General features: G+C 45.5%; 13 protein-coding genes and 2 pseudogenes. 9 read left to right on the forward strand and 6 right to left on the reverse strand.

Features of this window, described 5'->3' with window-relative positions; all coding sequences use genetic code 11:
• Nucleotides 1-304 precede the first annotated feature (304 nt).
• From dnaE to FTT73_RS04535, 9 genes are all read left to right on the forward strand, one after another.
• Nucleotides 305-3,877, forward strand: coding sequence for a DNA polymerase III subunit alpha (gene dnaE, locus FTT73_RS04495; RefSeq protein ID WP_180077401.1), 3,573 nt, complete (start codon nucleotides 305-307; stop codon nucleotides 3,875-3,877).
• Nucleotides 3,878-3,914: 37 nt separating this feature from the next.
• Nucleotides 3,915-4,763 (forward strand): RNA methyltransferase, encoded by an 849-nt coding sequence (locus tag FTT73_RS04500; RefSeq protein WP_180077399.1) that lies wholly within the window; start codon nucleotides 3,915-3,917, stop codon nucleotides 4,761-4,763.
• Nucleotides 4,763-5,572 (forward strand): serine O-acetyltransferase, encoded by an 810-nt coding sequence (gene cysE, locus FTT73_RS04505; protein ID WP_005096684.1) that lies wholly within the window; start codon nucleotides 4,763-4,765, stop codon nucleotides 5,570-5,572. Before FTT73_RS04500 ends, cysE begins: the two co-directional genes overlap by 1 nt.
• Before the next feature lie 120 nt (nucleotides 5,573-5,692).
• Nucleotides 5,693-6,634: an ABUW_2363 family tetratricopeptide repeat lipoprotein gene (locus FTT73_RS04510; protein WP_005171266.1), complete on the forward strand. Its 942-nt coding sequence runs from the start codon at nucleotides 5,693-5,695 to the stop codon at nucleotides 6,632-6,634.
• A gap of 123 nt (nucleotides 6,635-6,757) precedes the next feature.
• Complete coding sequence (locus FTT73_RS04515) at nucleotides 6,758-8,764, forward strand: triacylglycerol lipase (protein ID WP_180077397.1); 2,007 nt, start codon at nucleotides 6,758-6,760, stop codon at nucleotides 8,762-8,764.
• A gap of 335 nt (nucleotides 8,765-9,099) precedes the next feature.
• Nucleotides 9,100-11,748: a DNA mismatch repair protein MutS gene (gene mutS, locus FTT73_RS04520; RefSeq protein WP_180191079.1), complete on the forward strand. Its 2,649-nt coding sequence runs from the start codon at nucleotides 9,100-9,102 to the stop codon at nucleotides 11,746-11,748.
• Between the two features lie 204 nt (nucleotides 11,749-11,952).
• Nucleotides 11,953-12,276 carry a ferredoxin FdxA gene (gene fdxA, locus FTT73_RS04525; RefSeq protein WP_004279936.1) on the forward strand — a complete coding sequence of 108 codons (324 nt, stop codon included), beginning with the start codon at nucleotides 11,953-11,955 and terminating at the stop codon, nucleotides 12,274-12,276.
• Between the two features lie 136 nt (nucleotides 12,277-12,412).
• Complete coding sequence (locus FTT73_RS04530; protein ID WP_005096679.1) at nucleotides 12,413-13,129, forward strand: D-Ala-D-Ala carboxypeptidase family metallohydrolase; 717 nt, start codon at nucleotides 12,413-12,415, stop codon at nucleotides 13,127-13,129.
• Nucleotides 13,130-13,262: 133 nt separating this feature from the next.
• The gene (locus FTT73_RS04535) at nucleotides 13,263-13,928 is read left to right on the forward strand and encodes an O-methyltransferase (protein WP_005096677.1); all 666 of its coding nucleotides are present in this window, start codon (nucleotides 13,263-13,265) and stop codon (nucleotides 13,926-13,928) included.
• 170 nt (nucleotides 13,929-14,098) lie between these two features.
• Here FTT73_RS04535 and FTT73_RS04540 read toward each other — a convergent pair whose 3' ends face one another.
• The 6 genes and pseudogenes from FTT73_RS04540 to FTT73_RS04565 all read right to left on the reverse strand — a co-directional run.
• Nucleotides 14,099-14,941: a universal stress protein gene (locus tag FTT73_RS04540; protein ID WP_180191080.1), complete on the reverse strand. Its 843-nt coding sequence runs from the start codon at nucleotides 14,939-14,941 to the stop codon at nucleotides 14,099-14,101.
• A gap of 410 nt (nucleotides 14,942-15,351) precedes the next feature.
• Nucleotides 15,352-15,969: an acyltransferase gene (locus tag FTT73_RS04545; RefSeq protein WP_100328714.1), complete on the reverse strand. Its 618-nt coding sequence runs from the start codon at nucleotides 15,967-15,969 to the stop codon at nucleotides 15,352-15,354.
• Nucleotides 15,962-16,561, reverse strand: coding sequence for a YigZ family protein (locus tag FTT73_RS04550; protein ID WP_005171279.1), 600 nt, complete (start codon nucleotides 16,559-16,561; stop codon nucleotides 15,962-15,964). Before FTT73_RS04550 ends, FTT73_RS04545 begins: the two co-directional genes overlap by 8 nt.
• Before the next feature lie 118 nt (nucleotides 16,562-16,679).
• Nucleotides 16,680-17,867, reverse strand: a complete 1,188-nt coding sequence (locus tag FTT73_RS04555; RefSeq protein ID WP_180191081.1) for an HlyD family efflux transporter periplasmic adaptor subunit — start codon at nucleotides 17,865-17,867, stop codon at nucleotides 16,680-16,682.
• Nucleotides 17,864-20,001, reverse strand: a pseudogene (locus tag FTT73_RS04560) (type I secretion system permease/ATPase). The gene FTT73_RS04555 and the pseudogene FTT73_RS04560 overlap by 4 nt, the downstream one beginning before the upstream one ends.
• A pseudogene (locus FTT73_RS04565) lies at nucleotides 19,998-21,302 on the reverse strand (TolC family protein); the annotation flags it as partial. The pseudogenes FTT73_RS04560 and FTT73_RS04565, both read right to left, overlap by 4 nt.
• Between the last annotated feature and the right edge of the window lie 124 nt (nucleotides 21,303-21,426).

Below are 21,426 nucleotides of genomic sequence, written 5' to 3' on the forward strand. Positions count from 1 at the left end.
GAAAATGTCAACAGACCCTAATATTTAAAATTCTTCTTTTACTTTTGAAAGCACTGCTATGCAAGGTAACAAAAATCTTCTGTTGGCTTGATGATACTTCCTTGTGCCACAGATCAACTGGCGACATCCATGTCGCTAGTCAGAAATTCAATTTCAGTTAACAATCCCATCTCGTTATAGATATGGACAAAGCCCCAAATCAACATTTAATTAAAATCTAAAAGTTAGCCATTTCCCCTCATTTTCAAACTGAAACAATAAATCCCATGTTAAACTATTCAATGGTTTTAGCAGGGACTCATCTATGCACTTTGTTCATCTTGGTATTCATACAGAATTTTCGATTACTGAATCCATCGTACGGATACCTGACTTGGTCAAAGCTGCCGAAAAAGAACAGATGCCTGCCCTCGCGCTGACGGATCTGTCTAACCTGCATGCCGCAGTCAAGTTCTATGGCAAATGCTTAGGCAAAGGCATCAAGCCGATCCTCGGTTCTGAAATTCGCCTGAATGATGCCGAACATCGTATGACCTTATTGGCGATGACCAATAAAGGCTGGCGTAACCTGACTGAACTGGTGTCTGAAGGCTTTATCAGTGGTCAGCAATTAGACATTCCCTGCGTACAAAAACAATGGATTTTAAACCAGTCCGAGGACATGATTGCCCTGCTCGGCATGCATTCCGATGTCGGCAAGATGCTGATGAGTTCAAATCCGCAAAAAGCGGAACCCTTGCTGGAAGAATGGGTCGAAAAATTCGGCAATCGCGTTTATATCGCCCTGACCCGCACCAACCGTCCGGATGAAGATGACTTTATTCTGGAAGCAGTGAAACTGGCCAAAAAATATAATATCGGTGTAGTGGCACATAACGACGTGCACTTCATGACCCGCAATGATTATGAAGCCCACGAAGCCCGAGTCTGCATTGCCGATGGTTATGTACTGGGGGATAACCGCCGCCCTAAAACCTATTCACCTGAACAATATTTTAAATCTGCAGAGGAAATGGCAGAGCTGTTCTCGGATATTCCCTCTGCGATTGAGAACACTTACCACATTGCCAAACGCTGTAATGTCACATTGCGACTGGGTCAATACTTTCTGCCGGATTATCCGATTCCTGAAGGTCATACCATTGATACTTTCTTTGCACACTTGTCCAAAGAAGGTCTGGAAGAACGTCTGAATTTCCTGTATCCACCTGAACAGCGTGATGAACACTGGCCAGAAGTTCGCAAGCCTTATGATGAGCGAATCGAGTACGAGATTAATATCATTAACTCGATGGGGTTTCCGGGCTACTTTCTGATCGTGATGGACTTTATTCAGTGGTCGAAAAGTAACGGCGTTCCGGTCGGTCCGGGCCGTGGTTCAGGTGCAGGCTCACTGGTGGCTTATAGCTTAAAAATCACCGATCTTGATCCGCTACGTTATGAACTGCTGTTCGAACGTTTCTTGAACCCGGAACGTGTGTCGATGCCCGATTTCGACGTCGATTTCTGTATCGCAGGTCGTGACCGCGTGATTGACTATGTGGCGCGTACTTATGGCCGTGATGCAGTTTCGCAAATTGCCACCTTCGGTACCATGGCGGCCAAAGGTGCGATTCGTGATGTGGCGCGTGTCTTGGGTAAATCTTATGGTCTGGCCGATCGTATCTCGAAAATGATCCCGACCAAGCCTTTGGGTTTAAGCTTGCTTGAGTCGCTAGAAGCCGAACCACAGCTTAAAGATATCGTCACCAATCCATCCAACCCAGATAATGATGATGCGGCTGAAATCTGGGAAATGGCACTAAAACTGGAAGGTATTACCCGAAATACCGGTAAACATGCCGGCGGTGTGGTCATCTCACCAACCAAAATTACCGATTTCTCTGCCGTCATGTGTGAGGCTGATGGTACTTCACGCGTGGCACAGTTCGATAAAGATGATGTTGAATCTGCTGGTCTGGTAAAGTTTGACTTCTTGGGTCTGCGTAACCTGACCGTAATTGAAGATGCAGTTAAAAATATTAATAAACGCATCAAATCTGACAAGCCTCTAGACATTGCCTATATCCCGCTTGAAGATAAAGACGCGTATCTGGTCTTTGCCAATGCCAACACCACCGCGGTATTCCAGTTTGAATCCGTGGGCATGAAGAAGATGCTGAAAGAGGCACGCCCAAGCAAATTTGAAGAAATTATTGCCTTCGTGTCGCTGTACCGTCCGGGCCCGATGGATCTGATTCCTGACTTTATCCACCGGATGCATGGAGGCGATTTTGAATATCTGCATCCCTTGCTTGAAGGCGTACTAGAACCCACCTACGGGATTATGGTCTATCAGGAACAGGTCATGCAGGCTGCACAGTACTGTGCCGGCTATACCCTCGGTGGCGCGGACTTGTTACGTCGTGCCATGGGTAAGAAAAAACCGGAAGAGATGGTCAAACAGCGCCAGATCTTTATTGAAGGTGCATCGAAAAAAGACATTGATGAAGCCACTGCCAACCATATTTTCGACTATATGGAAAAGTTTGCCGGCTATGGCTTTAACAAATCACATGCTGCGGCCTATGCTTTGGTTGCCTATCAGACTGCATGGCTAAAAGCGCATTATCCGGCGGAATTCCTGTCTGCGGTGTTGACCTCGGAGATGCAGAACACCGACAACGTGGTATTCCTGATTGATGACTGTCGCAAGAATCATCTGGAAGTTTTACCACCTTCCGTGAATATGTCGCTGTATCAGTTCCATGCCACGGATGAACAAACCATTGTCTATGGTCTGGGTGCGATTAAAGGTGTCGGTGAAGCTGCGATGCAATCAGTGATTGACGCGCGTACACAAGAAGGTCCTTTCCGTGACCTGTTTGATTTCTGTCATCGTATTGACCTGAAAAAAATCAATAAACGTACCCTGGAAGCATTGATTCGCTCCGGTGCGCTGGATTGTTTAGGCATTGATCGTGCCGACCTGATGGCACAACTGCCTGAAGCGGTGCAAGCTGCGGAACAGGCGCGCTCCAACCGTGAAACCGGCATCATGGATCTGTTTGGTGAAGTGGAAGAAGTTCAGCGCAAACCCTCTAAACCGGTCAAGCCATGGGCGGATGAAGTTCGCCTGAAAGGTGAAAAAGACACCCTCGGCCTGTACCTCACCGGCCACCCGATTGATGTCTATCGTAATGAACTGAAATCCTTTGTACCTAGTCAGATCAATGAGCTGACGCCGACCCGCCGTGGCGTGACCACCGTATTTGCAGGACTGGTGGTGGATATTGCCAATTTCCCGAACCGGATGATGATGACTCTGGATGATGGTACGGCGCGTATTGAAATTTCAGCCAATCATGAACGTTTTAACCGCTTTAAAGAGATTATCCAGCTGGATAAAGTTGTGGTGATTGAAGGTGAAATCTATGAGCGTGAAGGCTTTGACCGCCCAATGGGACGTCTTACTAAAGCCTTTAGCCTGAATGAAATTCGCCAGAAGCGTGCCAACAGCATTAAAATCACCCTAACTGCCGAGCATTTCAGTAAAAGTCTGAGTCGTGACTTGCAGCAGATTTTGACGCCATATACCAATATCGACATGTCAGCGCATATTCCGGTAATTCTGTATTTAGACTATCCTTATGCTACGACCGAACTTCATCTGGGTCTCAACTGGAAAGTGGCGCCACGGGACGAACTATTGGCTAAATTGCGTGATTATTTTGGTAAAGAAGCATTGCATATTGAATATCAGGTCAAGTCCAAAGCCGCCAAAGCTGTTTCTTATGAACAGGCCAAACCGGTCAATGTTCCACCGCCACCTGCTGGCATGAGCATGGACAATGCGCTGGAACTGTATCAGGCTGAATCCCAGCCACAATATTCATAAATCCTGATCTTTAAAACACCTTTAAATTGGAATCCTCATGAGTCAAATTGACAATGCTGCTGTTTCAGCACATCTCTCCCATGTGCGTATTGTCATGGTCAATACCACTTTACCTGCCAACATCGGCAGTGCTTTACGCGCCATGAAAACCATGGGCCTGTCCAAGCTGGTTCTGGTGGCGCCAAAAACCTATCCGCATCCGGATATTGATGCACTGGCCGCAGGCGCAACTGACCTGATCGAGCAGATCGAGATTGTAGAAACGCTCGAAGATGCCATTAAAGACTGTCAGATTGTATTCGGTACCAGCGCACGTAGCCGTACCATTCCCTGGCCGCTGTTAGATGTGCGCCCTGCTGCGACAAAAGCCATGAGCGCCGTGGTACAAGAGCAGCAAGAAGTTGCAATTCTATTTGGCCGTGAAGACCGCGGTCTGACCAATGAAGAACTGGCAATGGCCAACTATCACCTGACCATTCCAGTCAATACCGATTACGGCGTACTGAATGTGGCTCAAGCCATTCAGGTGATCTGCTATGAAATGCGCATGGCAGCCATGAGCCAGATTGAACAACCACGTGATGCTAAAGCAACCATGCAAGTCATTGATGGCATTGAAATGGAATGGGATGAGCCTTTGGTGAATCATGCGCAGATGGAACAGTTCTATCCGCATTTGGAAAAAATGCTGGCCGAAATTGAATTTATGGACCCAAAAAATCCAAGATTATTGCCTTTACGCTTGCGTCGTCTTTTTGGACGTATACAATTAGATCGTATGGAATATCATTCACTTCGTGGTATTTTCAGCCGCGTTCAGGCCTTAAATAACGGCACCTGGAAAAAATCTTCACATACATCATCACAGGACGAGGATCAAATCTAATGCTAAAACAGCTCAAAGAAGATATACAAGCTGTCTTTGCGCGCGATCCTGCAGCACGCAATACCTTAGAAGTCTTAACCACTTACCCTGGCATCCATGCGCTGATCATGCATCGCATGGCACATGAGCTATGGAACAAAGACTGTAAGGGAACTGCACGTGCATTGTCTTCATTTAGCCGTTTTGCGACTGGTATTGAAATACATCCGGGCGCCAAGATAGGCCGTCGTTTCTTTATTGATCACGGCATGGGTGTCGTAATTGGGGAAACTGCAGAAATTGGCGATGATGTTACCCTCTATCATGGGGTGACTTTGGGTGGAACGACCTGGAATAAAGGCAAACGCCATCCAACTTTAGAAGATGGCGTGGTGGTTGGTGCTGGTGCCAAGATTTTAGGGCCATTTACTGTCGGGAAAAATGCCAAGGTCGGTTCTAATGCGGTCGTGACTAAAGCAGTTCCTGAAAACACGACGGCTGTGGGTAACCCTGCACGCTTTATTACCAAAAACAAACCGAAGGATGATGCAGAAACCCGTCGTCGTGATTATGCAGAAAGTATCGGCTTCCAGCCCTATGCTGCAACTGAAGACCAGTCTGATCCAATTCTGGAGGGTATGCGCATTCTGCTGGACCGTATTCAGCAAAATGAAAAACGCATGAACAACTTGTGCAACCGTCTTTCTTTGCTGGATCCGACCTTTAATAAACAGCAACAAGATGGGCAGCCTTTAAGCAAAAAAGAATTACAGATTCTGGAAGAAGCGCGCCGTGAATGTGAAGCTCAAACCAGTCAGTCTAAAGCCTGAATAGAGCGTTCAATTCTGTAACATGCATTTACTTGCATGATCGTTAGAGTTTTCATAGACTGACGGTCATGTGATTTTTGTACTAGCTGTTTTAAAAAATAACACGAATGGATGAATATTATGACCTTTAAGCCCTTGGCACTTGCTTGTTTAGCATTCACAATGACTGCATGTTCGACCGTCTCTCAGAAGTCTGCTGAGAAACCTGTGGATCAAGTGGTTTTTGTAGAACCTGAATTAAGTCCGCCATTTTATGCATTAAATCCATTCAATTATAATGAACCACCTCCGTTTGAGGTGCATTTGCAAAAAGCTGCGGCTCAACCCGTGACCAAAATGGTCGTGACTCATCCAAATGATCCATCCAAGCAATTAACCTTGGATGTCAATAAACTGATTATTCCCATTGTAGACAGCAATACACGTTCAATGCGTTATGCGGCTCTGGCAAATACCAATGAAATCGACATCACCGAGATTGATGATTTCCTGCAAATGGTGGAAGGTAAAGCACGTCATTATCCACCACGTTTTAGCGATCGTCAGGAACGTCGTGGCTTTGAAGCCAAACTGCGTGAAGTCACTCAACAGCTGGATACTTTAGCTGCACGTGAAAATGCCTCTTTCGATGTTCTGGTACGTGCATTTAAAGCCAGTGTCATGGCACGTAATCTGGATCTGGGTTCAGTCTATACCACCAAATCCCTGACCTATGCACAACGAATTCTTAAGATCAACCAAGATGATCCTGAAGTGAACTTCTGGTTCGGCTTTGGCCTGTCCGAAGGTGGCGGTCAACGTGAAGCGATCCCTTATCTGGACAAAGCCATGAAAGCTGGCGTTCAGGAAGCCTATCTTGCTGCAGCCAATAATTATATTGCGCTGGAACAGAAAAAAAATGCGGCTCAAACCTTGGCAAACTATAAAGTGAAATACCCGCAAGAAGCTGAAGTGGCAGACCGTCTGATTCAGGAAATTGAGAAACAAGGTCGCTGGAATGTTTGGCAAGTTCTGCAAACCGCAAATCAAGCTCCAGCTGCTGCAACGCCTAAAACGCCATAATCAAAATTTATCTTCTTTCTCTGATTACAAATAGACTGCTACGGCGGTCTATTTTTATGAGAAAAAATTAGTAAAATACAAACCATTATCCAAACTTACAACTTAAATTCAGTGAAAGGTTTTATGCACGAAAAAATAAATAAAAGATTAATACTGTGCACTTTAGTCATCACCAGCGTGCTGAGCGGCTGTCAGGTGGTCAGTGTTAAGGAACAGGCACTTAATGTCACACTCAGCAATGAGCGTGACAGTATTTTGACGCGCGACAAACTGAGCGAAGCCAGTCTAAATGTGTTGTCCATGACGGGGCGTGAAGCCCAGATCTGTATTGACCAGCCCGAAGAATGTGTAAAGGATCTTAAAAAGATTCCCCAGATTTTAGATGAACAATTACTTTCTACAGCAAGTGAGTTGTATCTCGCCAATTCTTTACAGAATGCCAAGTCAGCCGAGTGCAACACCAGTGTTTTGAGCAAGACCCAATCTCAGGAAAAGCAACAGCTGCAAAAACAGAATATCCAGAAATGTCTGGATCAGCAGCTCAGCATGCTGGATAAAAGCATTCGTTATAGTTATGCCTACCTGTTTAAAACCGAGCGTGCCCCGCAAGACCGTATTTTCGACAACCGTCAGGTTCAGATTCGTGATTTTTACAACCTGGCGATTGCCCATCTGATTCAACGCTATGCTGAACGTTATGAAACCAAGCGTTCCGGCCAACGGATTCAGGTGGGTAACAGTGTGTATAGCATTGATCTGGAAAATTTTCCGCAGCTGAAAAACCAGCCCATTGAGCAACTACTGTCCACCTACAACATGAACTTCTCTGGACTGCGTTCAATTACCCGTCGTGACGGTTTTGGTTCAGAGTTTTTAGTGGTTCTACCGGAGCAGCAACCATCCGAAAAGGATAAAAAATATATTACTGACCCACTCAATCACAAATATCCGAATGGTATCAATCCCAATATCCATGCAGCACGATATCTGGCCACCACGATCACCGCTGTACCTAAATCAGCCAATAGTACTGAACAGATTTTATCGACCTCCGAATTTCATCTGAAACTCTATGATCCCTATAAATATGAAAAAATTAAGGTCGCTTCTAAGGAATATGCTCTGGCAGCCAATTTTTCAGCACCTTATGGTTTATGGCTGGCCGAGAACAATCTGGGGCGTCTGGCCTATCTGACCCTGATTGATCGGGATGATAGTCTGAGCATGCCCCACCTGTATATGCTGGAACCTTATAATCCGAACAAGAAGATCCTGGTATTGGTCCATGGTCTGGCCAGCAGCCCCGAAGCCTGGATTCGTATGACCAACGATATTATGGGGGATCCGGTTCTAAGAGAAAACTTTCAGGTCTGGCAGGTGTTTTATTCCACCAACATGCCGATTCTGGAAAGCCATTTTCAAATCAATGCACTGGTTCAGCAAGGATTTGCCCAGGTCGCGAACAATGCCGCAGCTAAAAAAGATGCCGTACTGGTCGGACATAGTATGGGCGGCGTGATTGCCCGTTTGATGGTCAGCAATGCCGATATCAGCCAAGATGCTTTTAAACTGGTACAAAATACCCGTATTGAACAGTTTAAGGATAAACCGCTGTTTCAAGCACGCCTGCAAATGCAGCCGATTCCAAATTTTAGTCGGGCGATTTTCTTGGCCACACCGCATCGTGGCACAGAATATGCCAATCGCTGGCATACCAAACTGGCGCGTAAAATTATTCGGGTTCCAGGTGCATTTTTAGGTGCCTTTGCTGATACTTTACAAGGCGAAATCGGATTAAAAGAATTTGTCAAAGAACTGGGACATGACCTGATTCAAAATGGCCCGAGTGATTTGAGTGAAAATTCGAAATTCAATGCGCTGACTAAAAACATTCAGCCCTATACCGGCTTCAAATTTCACTCCATCATCGGTAATACCGTAGATACTACAGAACCTCAGCTGATGAGTGATGGCATTGTTTCCTACGAAAGTGCTTATTTGCAAGGTGCGGTATCCAGTAAAGTGATCAAGGGTGGCCATTCCATTCAGGAAACCCCTGAGGCTGTACTGGAATTGCGCCGGATTCTCAGATTACACCTGTCTGACCTTGGTCTTTATGATCCCGAATAAACAATTCCCTTAATTTAAATCAACCACTGCATGTTCACATCCAGTGGTTTGTTTTTTAAAATTGGAAATCATGCTGAATAAAAACTCAGACCGACAGATCTGTCGCATGACTTAAACATTCATCTGGATTTCATTTCTTTCTAAAAATTAAATTTGATAGACTTGTGTCAATCTTGATTTAAAGCACCCTAAGATAAGCGACCTCATTCACTATGCTCCTGAGCAGATCCTCGATAAAATATTTTTATAGATCTGTTTAGATGTGCTTTAATTTTTTGTGCATACGCTGCTTATCAGTATTTGCATTTCTCTCTTGTTGAAAGGATTTATTTTTAATGACCAGTTCGGAAATTATGGCTGATCTTTCTACCTTAACGCCCATGATGCAGCAATACATGTCGGTGAAAGTGCAGCATCCACACTCATTGATGTTTTATCGTATGGGTGATTTTTATGAACTGTTCTTTGAAGATGCACACAAGGCAGCCAAAATTTTAGGCATTACCCTGACCCATCGCGGTAAAGCCAATGGTCAGCCGATCCCAATGGCAGGTGTGCCTTTCCATGCAGCCGAAGGCTATCTGGCCCGTCTGGTCAAAAAAGGCGAAACGGTGGTGATCTGTGAACAGATTGGTGAGGGCGAGAGCACAAGTACTCGTGGTAAGGCTCCCATGGAGCGCGGCGTGGTAAGGATTATCACCCCGGGCACCCTGACCGATGATGCCATGCTCGGTGCACATCAAAGCTCTAATCTGGTGGCTTTATGTATTCAGCAAAATCAGATCGGGATTGCACTGCTCGATCTCAGCGCCGGCCTGTTTAAAGTACAGCAGCAGGATTATGATCTCAACCAGCTCATGATTGAACTGGCGCGCCTAATGCCAAGCGAAATTTTGCTGGATGAAAATACGACTGATCCGATGCTGACCGAGCAACTCAAGCAGCAACTTGATATTTCCGTGACGAAGCGTCCTAATGTGGACTTTAACCTGAACAATGCACAAAAAACCTTGTGCGACCAGTTTGCCGTCAGCACACTTTCCGGTTTCGGGATTGATCATTTGCCGTTGGCAAAAGCTGCCGCTGCGGCACTGATTCACTATGCCAAAGAAACCCAGAAAACCGCTTTACCACATATTCGTTCGATTCAGCTAGAACAGAGTTCCGACTTTATTGCCCTAGATCCAGTGACACGTCGCAATCTGGAACTGATTGAGCCTTTATTTGAGCATGGGACATCCTTATTTCAGCTGATCAATGATTGCCAGACTGCCATGGGGGGGCGCTTGCTCAGTCGCACCCTGATGCAACCTTTACGCGATACCGCCTTGCTGGATGAGCGCCTGGATGCCATTCAAGCCCTGCTGCAAGGTTTCCACGAAGTACCTGTACGTTTGGTACTAAAAGAAATTAGCGATATTGAACGCGTGCTGAGCCGTATTGCGCTTGGCAGTGCCCGTCCACGTGATCTGGTACAACTGCGTCAGGCCTGTGCGCAAATTCCATTTTTACGCCATGCCCTGCAACCGATTGTCAGTCAGCAACAGTCCAAACTTTTAGTACAACTCAATGAAGAGCTAGGCGACTTCCATGGTCTGCATCAACGTCTGATGTCCGCCATTGTGGAAAACCCGCCCGTCCTGCTTCGTGATGGTAATGTCATTGCCGAAGGTTTTGACAGTGAACTGGATGAATTGCGTCAGATTCGTGATCATGCCAGCCAGTTCCTGATTGATCTGGAAATTAAAGAGCGTGAACAAAGCGGAATTCCGGGACTGAAAATTGGCTACAACCGCGTCAGTGGCTATTATATTGAACTGACCCGCGCACAGGCCGAACAAGCACCCGAGCATTATATTCGCCGGCAAACCCTGAAAAATGCCGAACGCTACATCACCCCTGAACTGAAAGCATTTGAAGACAAAGTCTTATCTAGCGAATCGCGTGCTTTGGCCCGTGAGAAAATGCTGTTTGAAATGCTGCTGGATGAACTGCGTCAGGATATCGGCAATTTACAGATGATGAGCAGCGCCATAGCCCAGATTGATCTGATTGCGAATTTTGCCCATCAGGCGCGTTTACGCAACTGGTCGCGTCCAAAATTCAGTCCTGAAGTTGGTGTAAGTATCACTGCTGGTCGGCATCCGGTGGTAGAAGCCCTCAGTAAATCGGCCTTTACTCCGAACGATATGCGACTGGATTTTTCCCATCGGATGGCCATCATTACCGGACCCAATATGGGCGGTAAATCTACATTTATGCGCCAGACTGCATTGATCGTACTCTTGGCTTATTGTGGCGCTTATGTTCCAGCGCAAGCTGCAACCCTAGGCCCTGTAGATCGTGTCTTCACCCGTATTGGCTCTGCCGATGATTTATCGACAGGCAAATCGACTTTTATGGTGGAAATGACCGAAACCTCGCAAATCCTGCATCATGCCACCAGTCATTCTTTGGTACTGATGGATGAAGTTGGCCGTGGAACCAGTACCTATGATGGCTTGTCGCTGGCTTGGGCCTGTGTGCTAGATCTGAGCAAACGCATTCAATGTTTGTGTTTATTCGCCACGCATTATTTCGAACTGACTGAACTGGATAAGGAAAGTGGCATTAACAACTACCATGTCACGGCCAAAGAGCTGAATGGCAATCTGATTTTATTGCATAAGGTGCAACATGGCCCGGCCAGTCAAAGTCATGGCTTGCAAGTCGCGAAATTGGCAGGCATTCCGGCTGCGGTGATTAAAGAAGCGCAAAACCGCTTAAAGATTCTGGAAAAACAGCATCAGGCCAAGCCACTGAGCCCGCAGCATGATCTGTTTGCAATGCCTGAAGTTATGGAGCCTATAGAACGTATCATCGAAATTGAAAAAGAATCGCCTGCACTGGACTTACTCGAAGATATTGATGTAGATAGTTTAACTCCGCGTGAAGCCTTGCAGCAGTTATATGCGCTCAAAGACCTGATCAAACAGCCAAGTTAATTCTCGGTCCTAGACCTCATCTGGCATAGGGTCGATGTCCTGAACATACCGATGAATGCTGTAATTCATCGGTATGCGACCTTTTTTCAAATTTAACAGCCCTATATATAACAAATATCAATAAAAGGAATTGTTAGTTCCCCCTGTTTTTGCCTAAAATACAGCATTCGTAATTAGAACCATATTTTTTAGGTAGCTGTCGCCATGACCTTCGTTGTCACTGAAAATTGTATTAAATGTAAATATCAAGACTGTGTTGAAGTTTGCCCTGTAGACTGTTTCTATGAAGGTCCTAACTTCCTTGTGATTAACCCGGACGAATGTATCGACTGTGCGTTATGCGAACCTGAATGCCCGGCAAATGCAATTTTCTCTGAAGACGAATTACCAGAAGGTCAGGAAGTCTTTATTGAACTGAATGCTGACCTGTCACAAAAATGGCCAAATATCACACAAATTGGTGACCAGCCAGCAGACCGTGAAGAATGGAATGGCAAAGCAGACAAATTACAATACCTTGAAAAGTAATTAGTTTAAACTTTAAAAGATCAGCAAATGCTGATCTTTTTTATACTCAACGCACACATTTCATTGCAATATTCTCCAAATTTCTCCCTATATTTAGTCTAAAATAGCGCTATTTATAAATATCTGATTTCTATAAATGAAGAATTTTGCAAAGGGATTATTGAGTCTGTGTGTAATCCCTCTCGTTTTTGTGGGTTGTACCACGACCCCAAAACCACCGGGACAGACCGTGCCCGATGGAAAGCGGATTTATATTCCCCAAGAACGTGTTCAATACGACCGCAAAGTCCAACCCAAAACTGTACCTTATCTGTATACCCACTGGGTCTCTGCGCTGGATAATTTATCACGTGTACGTGAGTATGAAGTGTTTCTGGAACGCAATGGCGTAGGCAATATTATTCCCAGTTTTGAATTAATGCGTACCGCGCGGGACTGGGCCAAATGTGGTCGTTCACAGTACATGATTCCAAGCCGTGAATTATGGGCCAATCAGGTTCCAACCTTGCGTGTATTTAAATATTTAGTAGCCGCCAATGTCCTGACTGATTTTGAAGTCACTTCCGTCTATCGTGACCTGCCTTTAAACCAGTGTGCCGGTGGCGCCAATTCTTCACGCCATCTGTATAATTCTGCCATCGATTTTCGTATTGGCCCAGAATATCCACAAGCGCAAGACTATAGTTATATTGAAAATACCAAGTTCAAACTGTGCCAGTTCTGGGCGCAACATGGTCAAAGTCTGAATATGGGACTCGGCATGTATGCTTCTGGTCAGATCCACATCGATACCCAAGGTTACCGTACCTGGGGGCCAAGTCTGGGGCGAAATTCTTCAATGTGTAATTACTAAGTCATGACAACGGCTATACAAAGTTCATTTAAGACTTTATATAGCCTAAAAAAACAGCAGCTATAGCACAATAAATTGCGCTATGCCGCGAAAAGTTTAAAATGCACCCATCGCAATTGATGGTGCTAAAACTATGCAACACATGTGGACAGACATTGACAACTACATTGAGTCACATTTAATTCCTGAAGATCCCATCCTGAACCAGACGCTGGAAAATACTGCTGCGCATGGTCTGCCAGATCATCTGGCTGTAGCAGCAAATCAAGGCATGTTGTTGCAGATGCTGATCCAGATGAATCAATGTAAACGTGTACTGGAACTCGGAACATTTGCCGCATACAGCACCATGTGGTTGGCACGTGCTTTGCCCGATGATGGCTATATCCTGACAATTGAAGGACGTGATACCCACGCGGCAATGGGTCAGGAAAATATTGACCGTGCCCAGCTCAAGCAAACTGTTGAACTGAAATGTGGTCGTGCAGCAGATGTACTCAAAGCTCTACCCGCAGAGACCGAGGCTTTTGATTTTATCTTCATTGATGCAGACAAACAGAGTTATCCGGAATATCTGGAACTCAGTTTAAACCTGTCGCATTCAGGTACACTTATTTTTCTGGACAATGTAATCCGTGCAGGCGAGATTATCAATCCGGACAATCACAAGCCAAGTATTGAAGGCATCCGTGCCATGTTTAAAGCGCTGCAAAATCATCCACGTATCTTGTCTTGTACCGCTTTACAGACTGTAGGCAGTAAAGGACATGATGGTTTTGCACTTGCGATTGTCAAATAAAATCAGAAGAACAAAAATTACCCAGCGCCATATTTATTATATATAACATTAACTTAAAAACATTAACCACAGAGTTATCCACAATATATGAGGATAACTCTGATCATTTTTAAATCAAGCTGTAACAATTTACGTTTAAATTTTAATTTTGTTTGCTTTTTAGGCAATCCTCACTTTGCGACCAGTAAAGGCACCTTGGAATTACGGAAAATTGTGGTGGCAATACTACCGAGGAAAAACTGATGGATTTTGCTGTGACTAAATGCGCCCAGAACAATCAGTTGAATACCCATCTCCTGTTGATAGGTCAAAATATTCTCGGCGACATCGCCATAGCGATATTGCGGCACTACATCTAGACCCGCTTGAGTCAGATATTGCAGCGGCTCAGTTAAAATTTCGGCATGATCGCCAATATATAACAGGTGACATTGTAATAAGCGCAGCAGATCACTTTCCGCAATCCGTCTCATCATTTTGATACAGGTTGGAGAATATTCATAGGCAAAAATAAATCGTGTTGGCGGTTTAAACTGCTCCCCAACGGTCATGACCGTACAATTGGCACCACGAATAAAATTCTCGACATTGGTGCCGATCGGTTTATTCTTTTCAGCTGAGCGCTCACCGAGCAATCCAATTAATGCGATATCATCCGGCTCAAGAATCTGGAAACTTTGCTCCAGAAAATCCCCTTTTTCCTGAATATGTGTGGTTTGAATACCATATTCGGCTAAAATCCGCTCGGAAATATGTTGCAGCAGATTATTGCTATAATCCAAGGCAATTTCGCTTTGTTTTTGTTCAAGCTCGGCCAATTCCTTCAGCAACATGGCATTGCTTTCAAACCCGATTACCCCACTGATCTCGCCCAGATGATAACTGGCCGGGTAATAATCCAAGACCTGTAACAAAACCAGTTCACGTCCAGTCTGTTTGGCAATCCATGCAGCCGCGTCTGCCAGCGCGTTTATACATGGTGAAGAGTCGATGCAGGCGATGACACGTTTCATGTTTAGCCTCTCTATTTATGATAAAAATTTCTTTGTTATTTTTAACTTAGCATAAGCTTTATAAAATGTGCAGCAAAATCTGTAAGGCTTGAATTGAAATATGTTAACTTTTATGTGATTGACCGATAATTAGAAGAATAATTCAGCCATTAGGCCAAACACTTAAATTCAGATCATTAAAATGCTTTTAAAATCATTTTCTAATTTATACCAGCGAAATTCCCTCTTGCTGTTAGGAAGTCAGCAATACTGTTGCATAAGGAAGAGGTCTTTATAAAATCCGCTCATGCCCTTGCGAAGCACTGCTTCTCATCCGAAAGGAAGAAAGGGCTTTTAATATCTCGTGGATTTAAATATCAATAGAACCATCATTTTCTGATTGATGAAAGAGATCTACCGAGTGTAAAGCTTTATTTGCGGTATCGAATAAAGCTTGCAGGATTCCCAGCAACGATAGCCCGTGCTTCGACATCTTTGGTGACCATACTGTCCATTCCGACAATGGCCTGATCTGCGATTTTAACGCCATCTTTAATACCGACATGTGCGCCGAGCCAGACATCCCGGCCAATTTCGATGCCTTGTGAGCGTACCGCTTGCTGATAAATTGGCTGTTCTAGCTGCATACCGTGATCAAATGCATACAGATGACAATACGCTGCGATACGCACCTGATCATGCAGTTTAATCCCCAGCCGGCCACCATCCAGAATACAGTGATGATTGATCGCCACTTCATTGCCAATGTCCAGTGGGCCATGCAGGGTGCAATCTGCGGCGATAAAGGTATTATCGCCAATGACGATCTTGCGTCCCGGTTCCGCAAAAATATGTGCCAGTGGCGAAATGAAACAGTTTTCACCAATCTCGACGGTTTCCATTTCCATCAGATAAGCCTGATATTCTTTTTGCCAAGCTTCTGCCCAGCCACGGTTTTTCGGCTTTAAGGACCAGTATAGCCAAGGCATATAGTTCAGGCGATGTTTATGCTGCTCACGATATTTCAGTAATGGATCTGCTTCAGTCATCTGTCGCTTCTTCTATGATTTTGAGCTGTTCACGGCCACGAGTCACATCCTGAATTTTTAAAGCAAAAGCTTCAATCTGATGCTTCTGCAACTGTGCCTGAACCTGAACGCCTTCGGCACTATAGTCTTCCTGATAATCGATTTGCTGCTGATTCAGTTCATACTGAAAAATGGCCCATTCATTAAACTGACAGAAAAATTGCACTTTTTTCTTTTCAATCAGTTCAATTTTGTCTGCCAGCAGCAAGCATTGTCCAGCGCAGCCGCCATAGGCACGAACCAAACCTCCGGTGCCGAGTTTAATCCCGCCATACCAGCGATTGACCAGCACCAGTACATTGCTCAGTTCATTACCTTCAATGGTGGCGAGAATCGGGCGCCCCGCAGTGCCTGAAGGTTCACCATCATCGTTAAAGCGCACCTGATGGCCAATTTTCCAGGCCCAGCATTGATGCGTGGTACTTGGATCACGATAAACGTCCAGAAAATCTTTGACCTGCTGTTCATTTTCTACAGGGGTCGCAAATGCCTGAAATCGGCTTTTTTTGATGTCTTCCTCAAAACTGACCAGGCTGGCAAGCGTATATGGCATAACTTCAGGCTTTAAAATCGAACCCTGGCAGTATACCTGCTTTACTCCAACAAATAAAAAGCCTCTCCATGGAGAGGCCCGATTTGACTCGATTGTTTAACTCAATGGCCTGAAAAGATTAGCGTTCCCGCAAGGCTTCTTTGGCCTTGTTGAATGGCTTGATCAGATAATCCATGACAGTTTTTGAACCGGTGCGAATGTCTACCGTGGCCACCATACCTGGGGTGATATTAAACTCCTGACCCGCATTATTATTCAGTTTGTCACTCTCCGTGCGAATATAGACCCGGTAATAGAACTGATCCTGCTTGACTTCATCACGGATGGTGTCTGGTGAAATCATCGCAACTTTACCATTCAACCCACCATAGATTGAATAATCATATGCTGTAATTTTAACCAGTGCCTCCTGATCTGGACGAATAAAGGCAATATCACGTGGTGAAATCCGCGCTTCAACCAGTAGTTTTTCGTCGAGTGGCACGATGGTCATCAACTTGCCATTTTGTAGAATCACGCCGCCCAAGGTCATCACATCAATTTCTTTTACGATACCGCGTACCGGTGATTTAAAAATAGTCCGGCTCAAGGTATCTGACTTGCCGCGTACCACCTGCTGCTGAGTTTCCACATCGGTATTGGCTTTGGACAGCTCTTCCCGCGCGCTCACATAATATTGATTACGAATATCATTCATTTGATTACGCAGGTCGTTGGCTTCACGTTTTAAGCGCAGTACTTCAACCTCACTGGCTGCCCCTTTAGCCACCAGTGGTGCTGTCATTTCCAGCTCTTGCTGTACCAGTACCAAGGCCTGTTCTAGACCGGCCACGGATTCCTCCAGATTGGCACGACGTGACTGATACAGTGCCGTTTCTTCTTTCACCAGTTTTGGGTATTTCAAGACTTCTTCGGGAAATACCAATGGCGTACCGCTCACTTCCGCGCGTAAGCGAGCTGAGGTCGCACGTGATGAAATCAGTAAGGATTCAGATTCACCGACATTGGATTCAAAACGGGTCGGGTCAAGCTGAGCCAACACTTGGCCGCGCTCTACAATTTCACCTTCTCTAACATTGAGTGTGGTCAAAATACCGCCTTCTAAAGACTGAACCACCTGCTCTTTAGAAGATGGAATCACTTTACCCGTACCGGTAGAGACTTCTTCCAAGCTAAATAACCAGGCCCAGATCAGCAATACCAATAAACCAATGCCGACAATCCAGATAATGACACTCGATTTAGGCAAAGGTGGTTCCTGAAAGCTGACTTTGCTTGAACGTTTTAGTTCTTTGAGTTCACTCATGCACTTGCTCCAACAACCCGCTTATTGCCACCCTGTGACTGATTCAGGATCTGATCTCGTGGACCATCCATGACAATTTTCCCATCATTCACCACAATAATACGATCCACCAGCTCCAGTACCGCACGGCGATGTGTCGCAACCACCATGGTACGATGGCTCAAATAACTTTTAAGATGATCAATCAACTGCTTTTCTGACACATCATCAATCGCAGCAGTAGGTTCATCTAGCAGTAGAATTTTCGGTTGACGGATCAATAACCGTGTTAATAACAGCGCCTGACGCTGACCGCCAGAAAAGCCAACACCACCTTCCAGAATGATATGATCCAGACCTTCTTTTTTCTCCTGCACAAAAGCGAATGCACCCGTGATTTGCAGCGCTTCCAGAATTTGCTGATCGGTGGCCAAGGGCGCACCCAAGCTGAGATTTTCACGAATCGAACCATAAAATAGCTGCGAATTCTGGTTCAGCAAGCCCATATCACGACGTACATCTGAAGGATCAATCAGGGTTAAATCAATACCATCCAGTTTGACCTTGCCCTGTAACGGCGTCTGCATACCAGACAAGAGCTGCAACAAGGTTGATTTCCCGGCACCGTTACGGCCCAGAATCGCAATCTTTTCACCCGGTTTGATCTCAAGCTTTGGAATCATCAGGCTTGGTTTTGGATCATCTTCGCCATATTTGAATACCACACCACTGAGTTCATAATGGCCATCCAGAGCTGGGCGATGAATCAGATGAGAATAATCCGGCTGATCGACCGATTTTTTCATCAACTCATCCAGACCGGCTTTGGCCACTTTGGCCTGTTGCAGACGACCCAACACGCCAGTAATTTGTGAAATGGGTGCCAGCATTCGTGAAGACAGAATCGAACAGGCCACCAATGCACCTGTGGTCATCTCGCCGTCCATCACCGCAAAAGCACCGACCAATACCACAATGGCAAAGGTCAAGCCTTGGATTTTTTGCGTCCAGGCCGTCATCAAACCCACAATCTTACGTTGCTGCATGCTGACATCGGCTGAAACTTCATTCATATGGTTCCACTGATTCTGGAAGCGTGTTTCAGCTCTGAGCAGCTTGATATCTTCAATCCCTTGCACGGCTTCTACCAGCAAGGCATTACGGATGGCAGATTCACGCATGCCCAGCTGAGCCAGTTCTGCCAGTTTTTTCTGCGCCAGAATGCCAGGCAGAATCATCAGTGGCACCACCAGCAGCATCACCCAGAACAGGTTGCCGCCAATCACCCAGAAAATCCCTAAGAACAGGAAGAAAAATGGCAGGTCGGCAATCGCAGTCACTGTGGTTGAAGTGACCAGTTCGCGTACCCCTTCCAGTTCCCGAATCTGCGAGATAAAGGTACCAGTCGATTTGGAACGTTCACTATTTTTGATGCGCAAAGAATGGCCAAATACCCGATCCGAAATTTTCAGATCAGCACGTTTACCAATAATGTCTGACAGATAGATTCGGGAGACGCGTAAAACAAACTCGAAAATTGCCGCAATCAGCACACCGCCAGCCAAAGCCCATAAGGTAGGAATCGATTGTGATGGAATCACGCGGTCATACACGTTCATCGAGAAAACAATCGTGGCCAGTGCCAGAATATTCGCGATTAAAGAGGCGAACATGACATCGATATAACGTTTCCAGTCATTCAAGACAATTGACCAGAACCAGTTTTTCTCAAACGGCTTGATATATTCATCCACCCGCGCATCCGGCACAGAAGATTCGGGACGCAGAACATACAGATGCTTTACGCCCGTCTCTAACTGTTCAACCGTGAAACTTTGAGACAAGCCTTCATCGCCACTGAGCTGTATACTGACGTTAGCTTGGGTGTCGATGCGTTCAATCACACCCACATCCCCACTCTCAAACTCCACCAGCAAAGGCAAACGCCACGGATTCAGCAAGCTGCTGTCAAATTATTTTTACGGACATTTAAACCAATCTGCCGGCTGACAATTTTGAGCATCTCGTCGATGTCATGATGCTGGTTCCAGTCCAGTTGCAGACGAATCCGCTCCTCAGAAGGTTCAATCCGGTAATGTCTGGCAATATTCAAAACCGCTTTAAGCCACGGTTGATAATTTATTGTAGTACTCATGGCTGAACTTCAAACCCCTGAATAGAAATACGGTTAAGCGCGTAAATATCCCGTGTACGGCCGGTAACCTGAATATATTGCACAATCGCCGAATAGATGTCATAGCGCGCAGATTCAATTTCCTGTGCTGCACTATGAATCGCCTGTTCTGCGTTGAGCAAATCCACCACGGTTCGGGTACCCAATTTATATTGTTCTTGATACAGCTCTTTGGTTCGTACCGTGGTTGCACGACGTTGGGATAAAACTCCCATTTGTTTTTGCTTATTTTCAATCTGCTCACGAATCAAGCGAACCTGATCCAGTACATCCAGATAAACCGTATTGACCTGCGCACGTGCAGCTTCTTCGGCATAACTGGCAGAACGTGCCTGAGAGCGTGCTGCACCACCCTGATAAAAATTACTGCTGGCTTCAATCATGATTGAATTATAAAAGCCGTCATCTTCATTATTATTCGGATTCCGCCCATTAACAGCCTGACTTAAACTGCCTTTCAGATGAATGCTTAGATAACGACTTAAACGTGCCTGATCTTTTTGAAAGCGTGCAACCTCTACACCTGATTGTGCTAGAATCATATTGGGAATCTAGGTAAATTCCGGATCCTGATACAGATCGGCCTGCGCCACAATACGTTCTGGAATCTCCCATTCCACCGCAGACACATCAAACCCCAGCAAAGTGCGTAAACGTTGCTGATATTGTCTGAGCTGGGTCTGCTGCACCAGCAGGTTCGATTGTGCCGCTTCCAGATTGGACTGAGCCTGAATTGGATCGGCCTGACTGCTGATACCGGCACGGGCACGCAAATTGGCAATTTCTGCAATCCGTCCAATGCCCTGAATCTGTTGCTGGGCAATTTTGGTAATTTCCTGATAACGCTTGATATTAACAATCGCATCTGCCACTTCAAAAGCTACCTGATCCAGACTGACCAGCACCCTTGCCTGCTCTTCTGCCAATCTGGCTTCCTCGATACTGACATTGGTTTTGATCTTGCCAAAGTCATACAGCATCTGTGTCGCATTTAAGGAAATCACTTGACGTCCACGCTCACCCGAGGTCAGATCACCGGTCCCCAATCCGCCCGATAACTGCGGATAATAGGCTGCTTTTGCCACATCAATATTGGCCGCCTGTGCAGACAGGGTAGAAATACTCTGGCTAATTTCAGGACGTCGCTGAACTGCGGTATGGATCGCTTCCACCACATTCATCTTTTGTGGAATAGGAGCCACGATAGGGCCGGTAGCAGACTGTCCCTGTTGTGGCCGGGTAATCTGTGGCAGTTCAGCTATAGTCAAACCGCTTAATTACCCATACACTCGTTAAAGAAACGACTAAAAAGCTTATCTATTGAGTTAACCAACCATTTTTTCCTTTTTGCTTTCACCCATGCCCACATTTTTTCAATAGGATTAA

It is taken from the genome of Acinetobacter sp. YH01006 (assembly GCF_013420445.1).
GTDB lineage: Bacteria > Pseudomonadota > Gammaproteobacteria > Pseudomonadales > Moraxellaceae > Acinetobacter > Acinetobacter pseudolwoffii.

Bases quoted from the DNA above. Each gene is read 5' to 3' on its own strand.
- dnaE (WP_180077401.1), top strand. From the start codon at position 305: ATGCACTTTGTTCATCTTGGTATTCATACAGAATTTTCGATTACTGAA.
- fdxA (WP_004279936.1), top strand. From the start codon at position 11,953: ATGACCTTCGTTGTCACTGAAAATTGTATTAAATGTAAATATCAAGAC.
- FTT73_RS04555 (WP_180191081.1), bottom strand. From the start codon at position 17,867: ATGAGTGAACTCAAAGAACTAAAACGTTCAAGCAAAGTCAGCTTTCAG.
- FTT73_RS04545 (WP_100328714.1), bottom strand. From the start codon at position 15,969: ATGACTGAAGCAGATCCATTACTGAAATATCGTGAGCAGCATAAACAT.
- mutS (WP_180191079.1), top strand. From the start codon at position 9,100: ATGACCAGTTCGGAAATTATGGCTGATCTTTCTACCTTAACGCCCATG.
- FTT73_RS04540 (WP_180191080.1), bottom strand. From the start codon at position 14,941: ATGAAACGTGTCATCGCCTGCATCGACTCTTCACCATGTATAAACGCG.
- FTT73_RS04510 (WP_005171266.1), top strand. From the start codon at position 5,693: ATGACCTTTAAGCCCTTGGCACTTGCTTGTTTAGCATTCACAATGACT.
- FTT73_RS04550 (WP_005171279.1), bottom strand. From the start codon at position 16,561: ATGCCATATACGCTTGCCAGCCTGGTCAGTTTTGAGGAAGACATCAAA.
- FTT73_RS04535 (WP_005096677.1), top strand. From the start codon at position 13,263: ATGCAACACATGTGGACAGACATTGACAACTACATTGAGTCACATTTA.
- FTT73_RS04500 (WP_180077399.1), top strand. From the start codon at position 3,915: ATGAGTCAAATTGACAATGCTGCTGTTTCAGCACATCTCTCCCATGTG.
- cysE (WP_005096684.1), top strand. From the start codon at position 4,763: ATGCTAAAACAGCTCAAAGAAGATATACAAGCTGTCTTTGCGCGCGAT.
- FTT73_RS04530 (WP_005096679.1), top strand. From the start codon at position 12,413: ATGAAGAATTTTGCAAAGGGATTATTGAGTCTGTGTGTAATCCCTCTC.
- FTT73_RS04515 (WP_180077397.1), top strand. From the start codon at position 6,758: ATGCACGAAAAAATAAATAAAAGATTAATACTGTGCACTTTAGTCATC.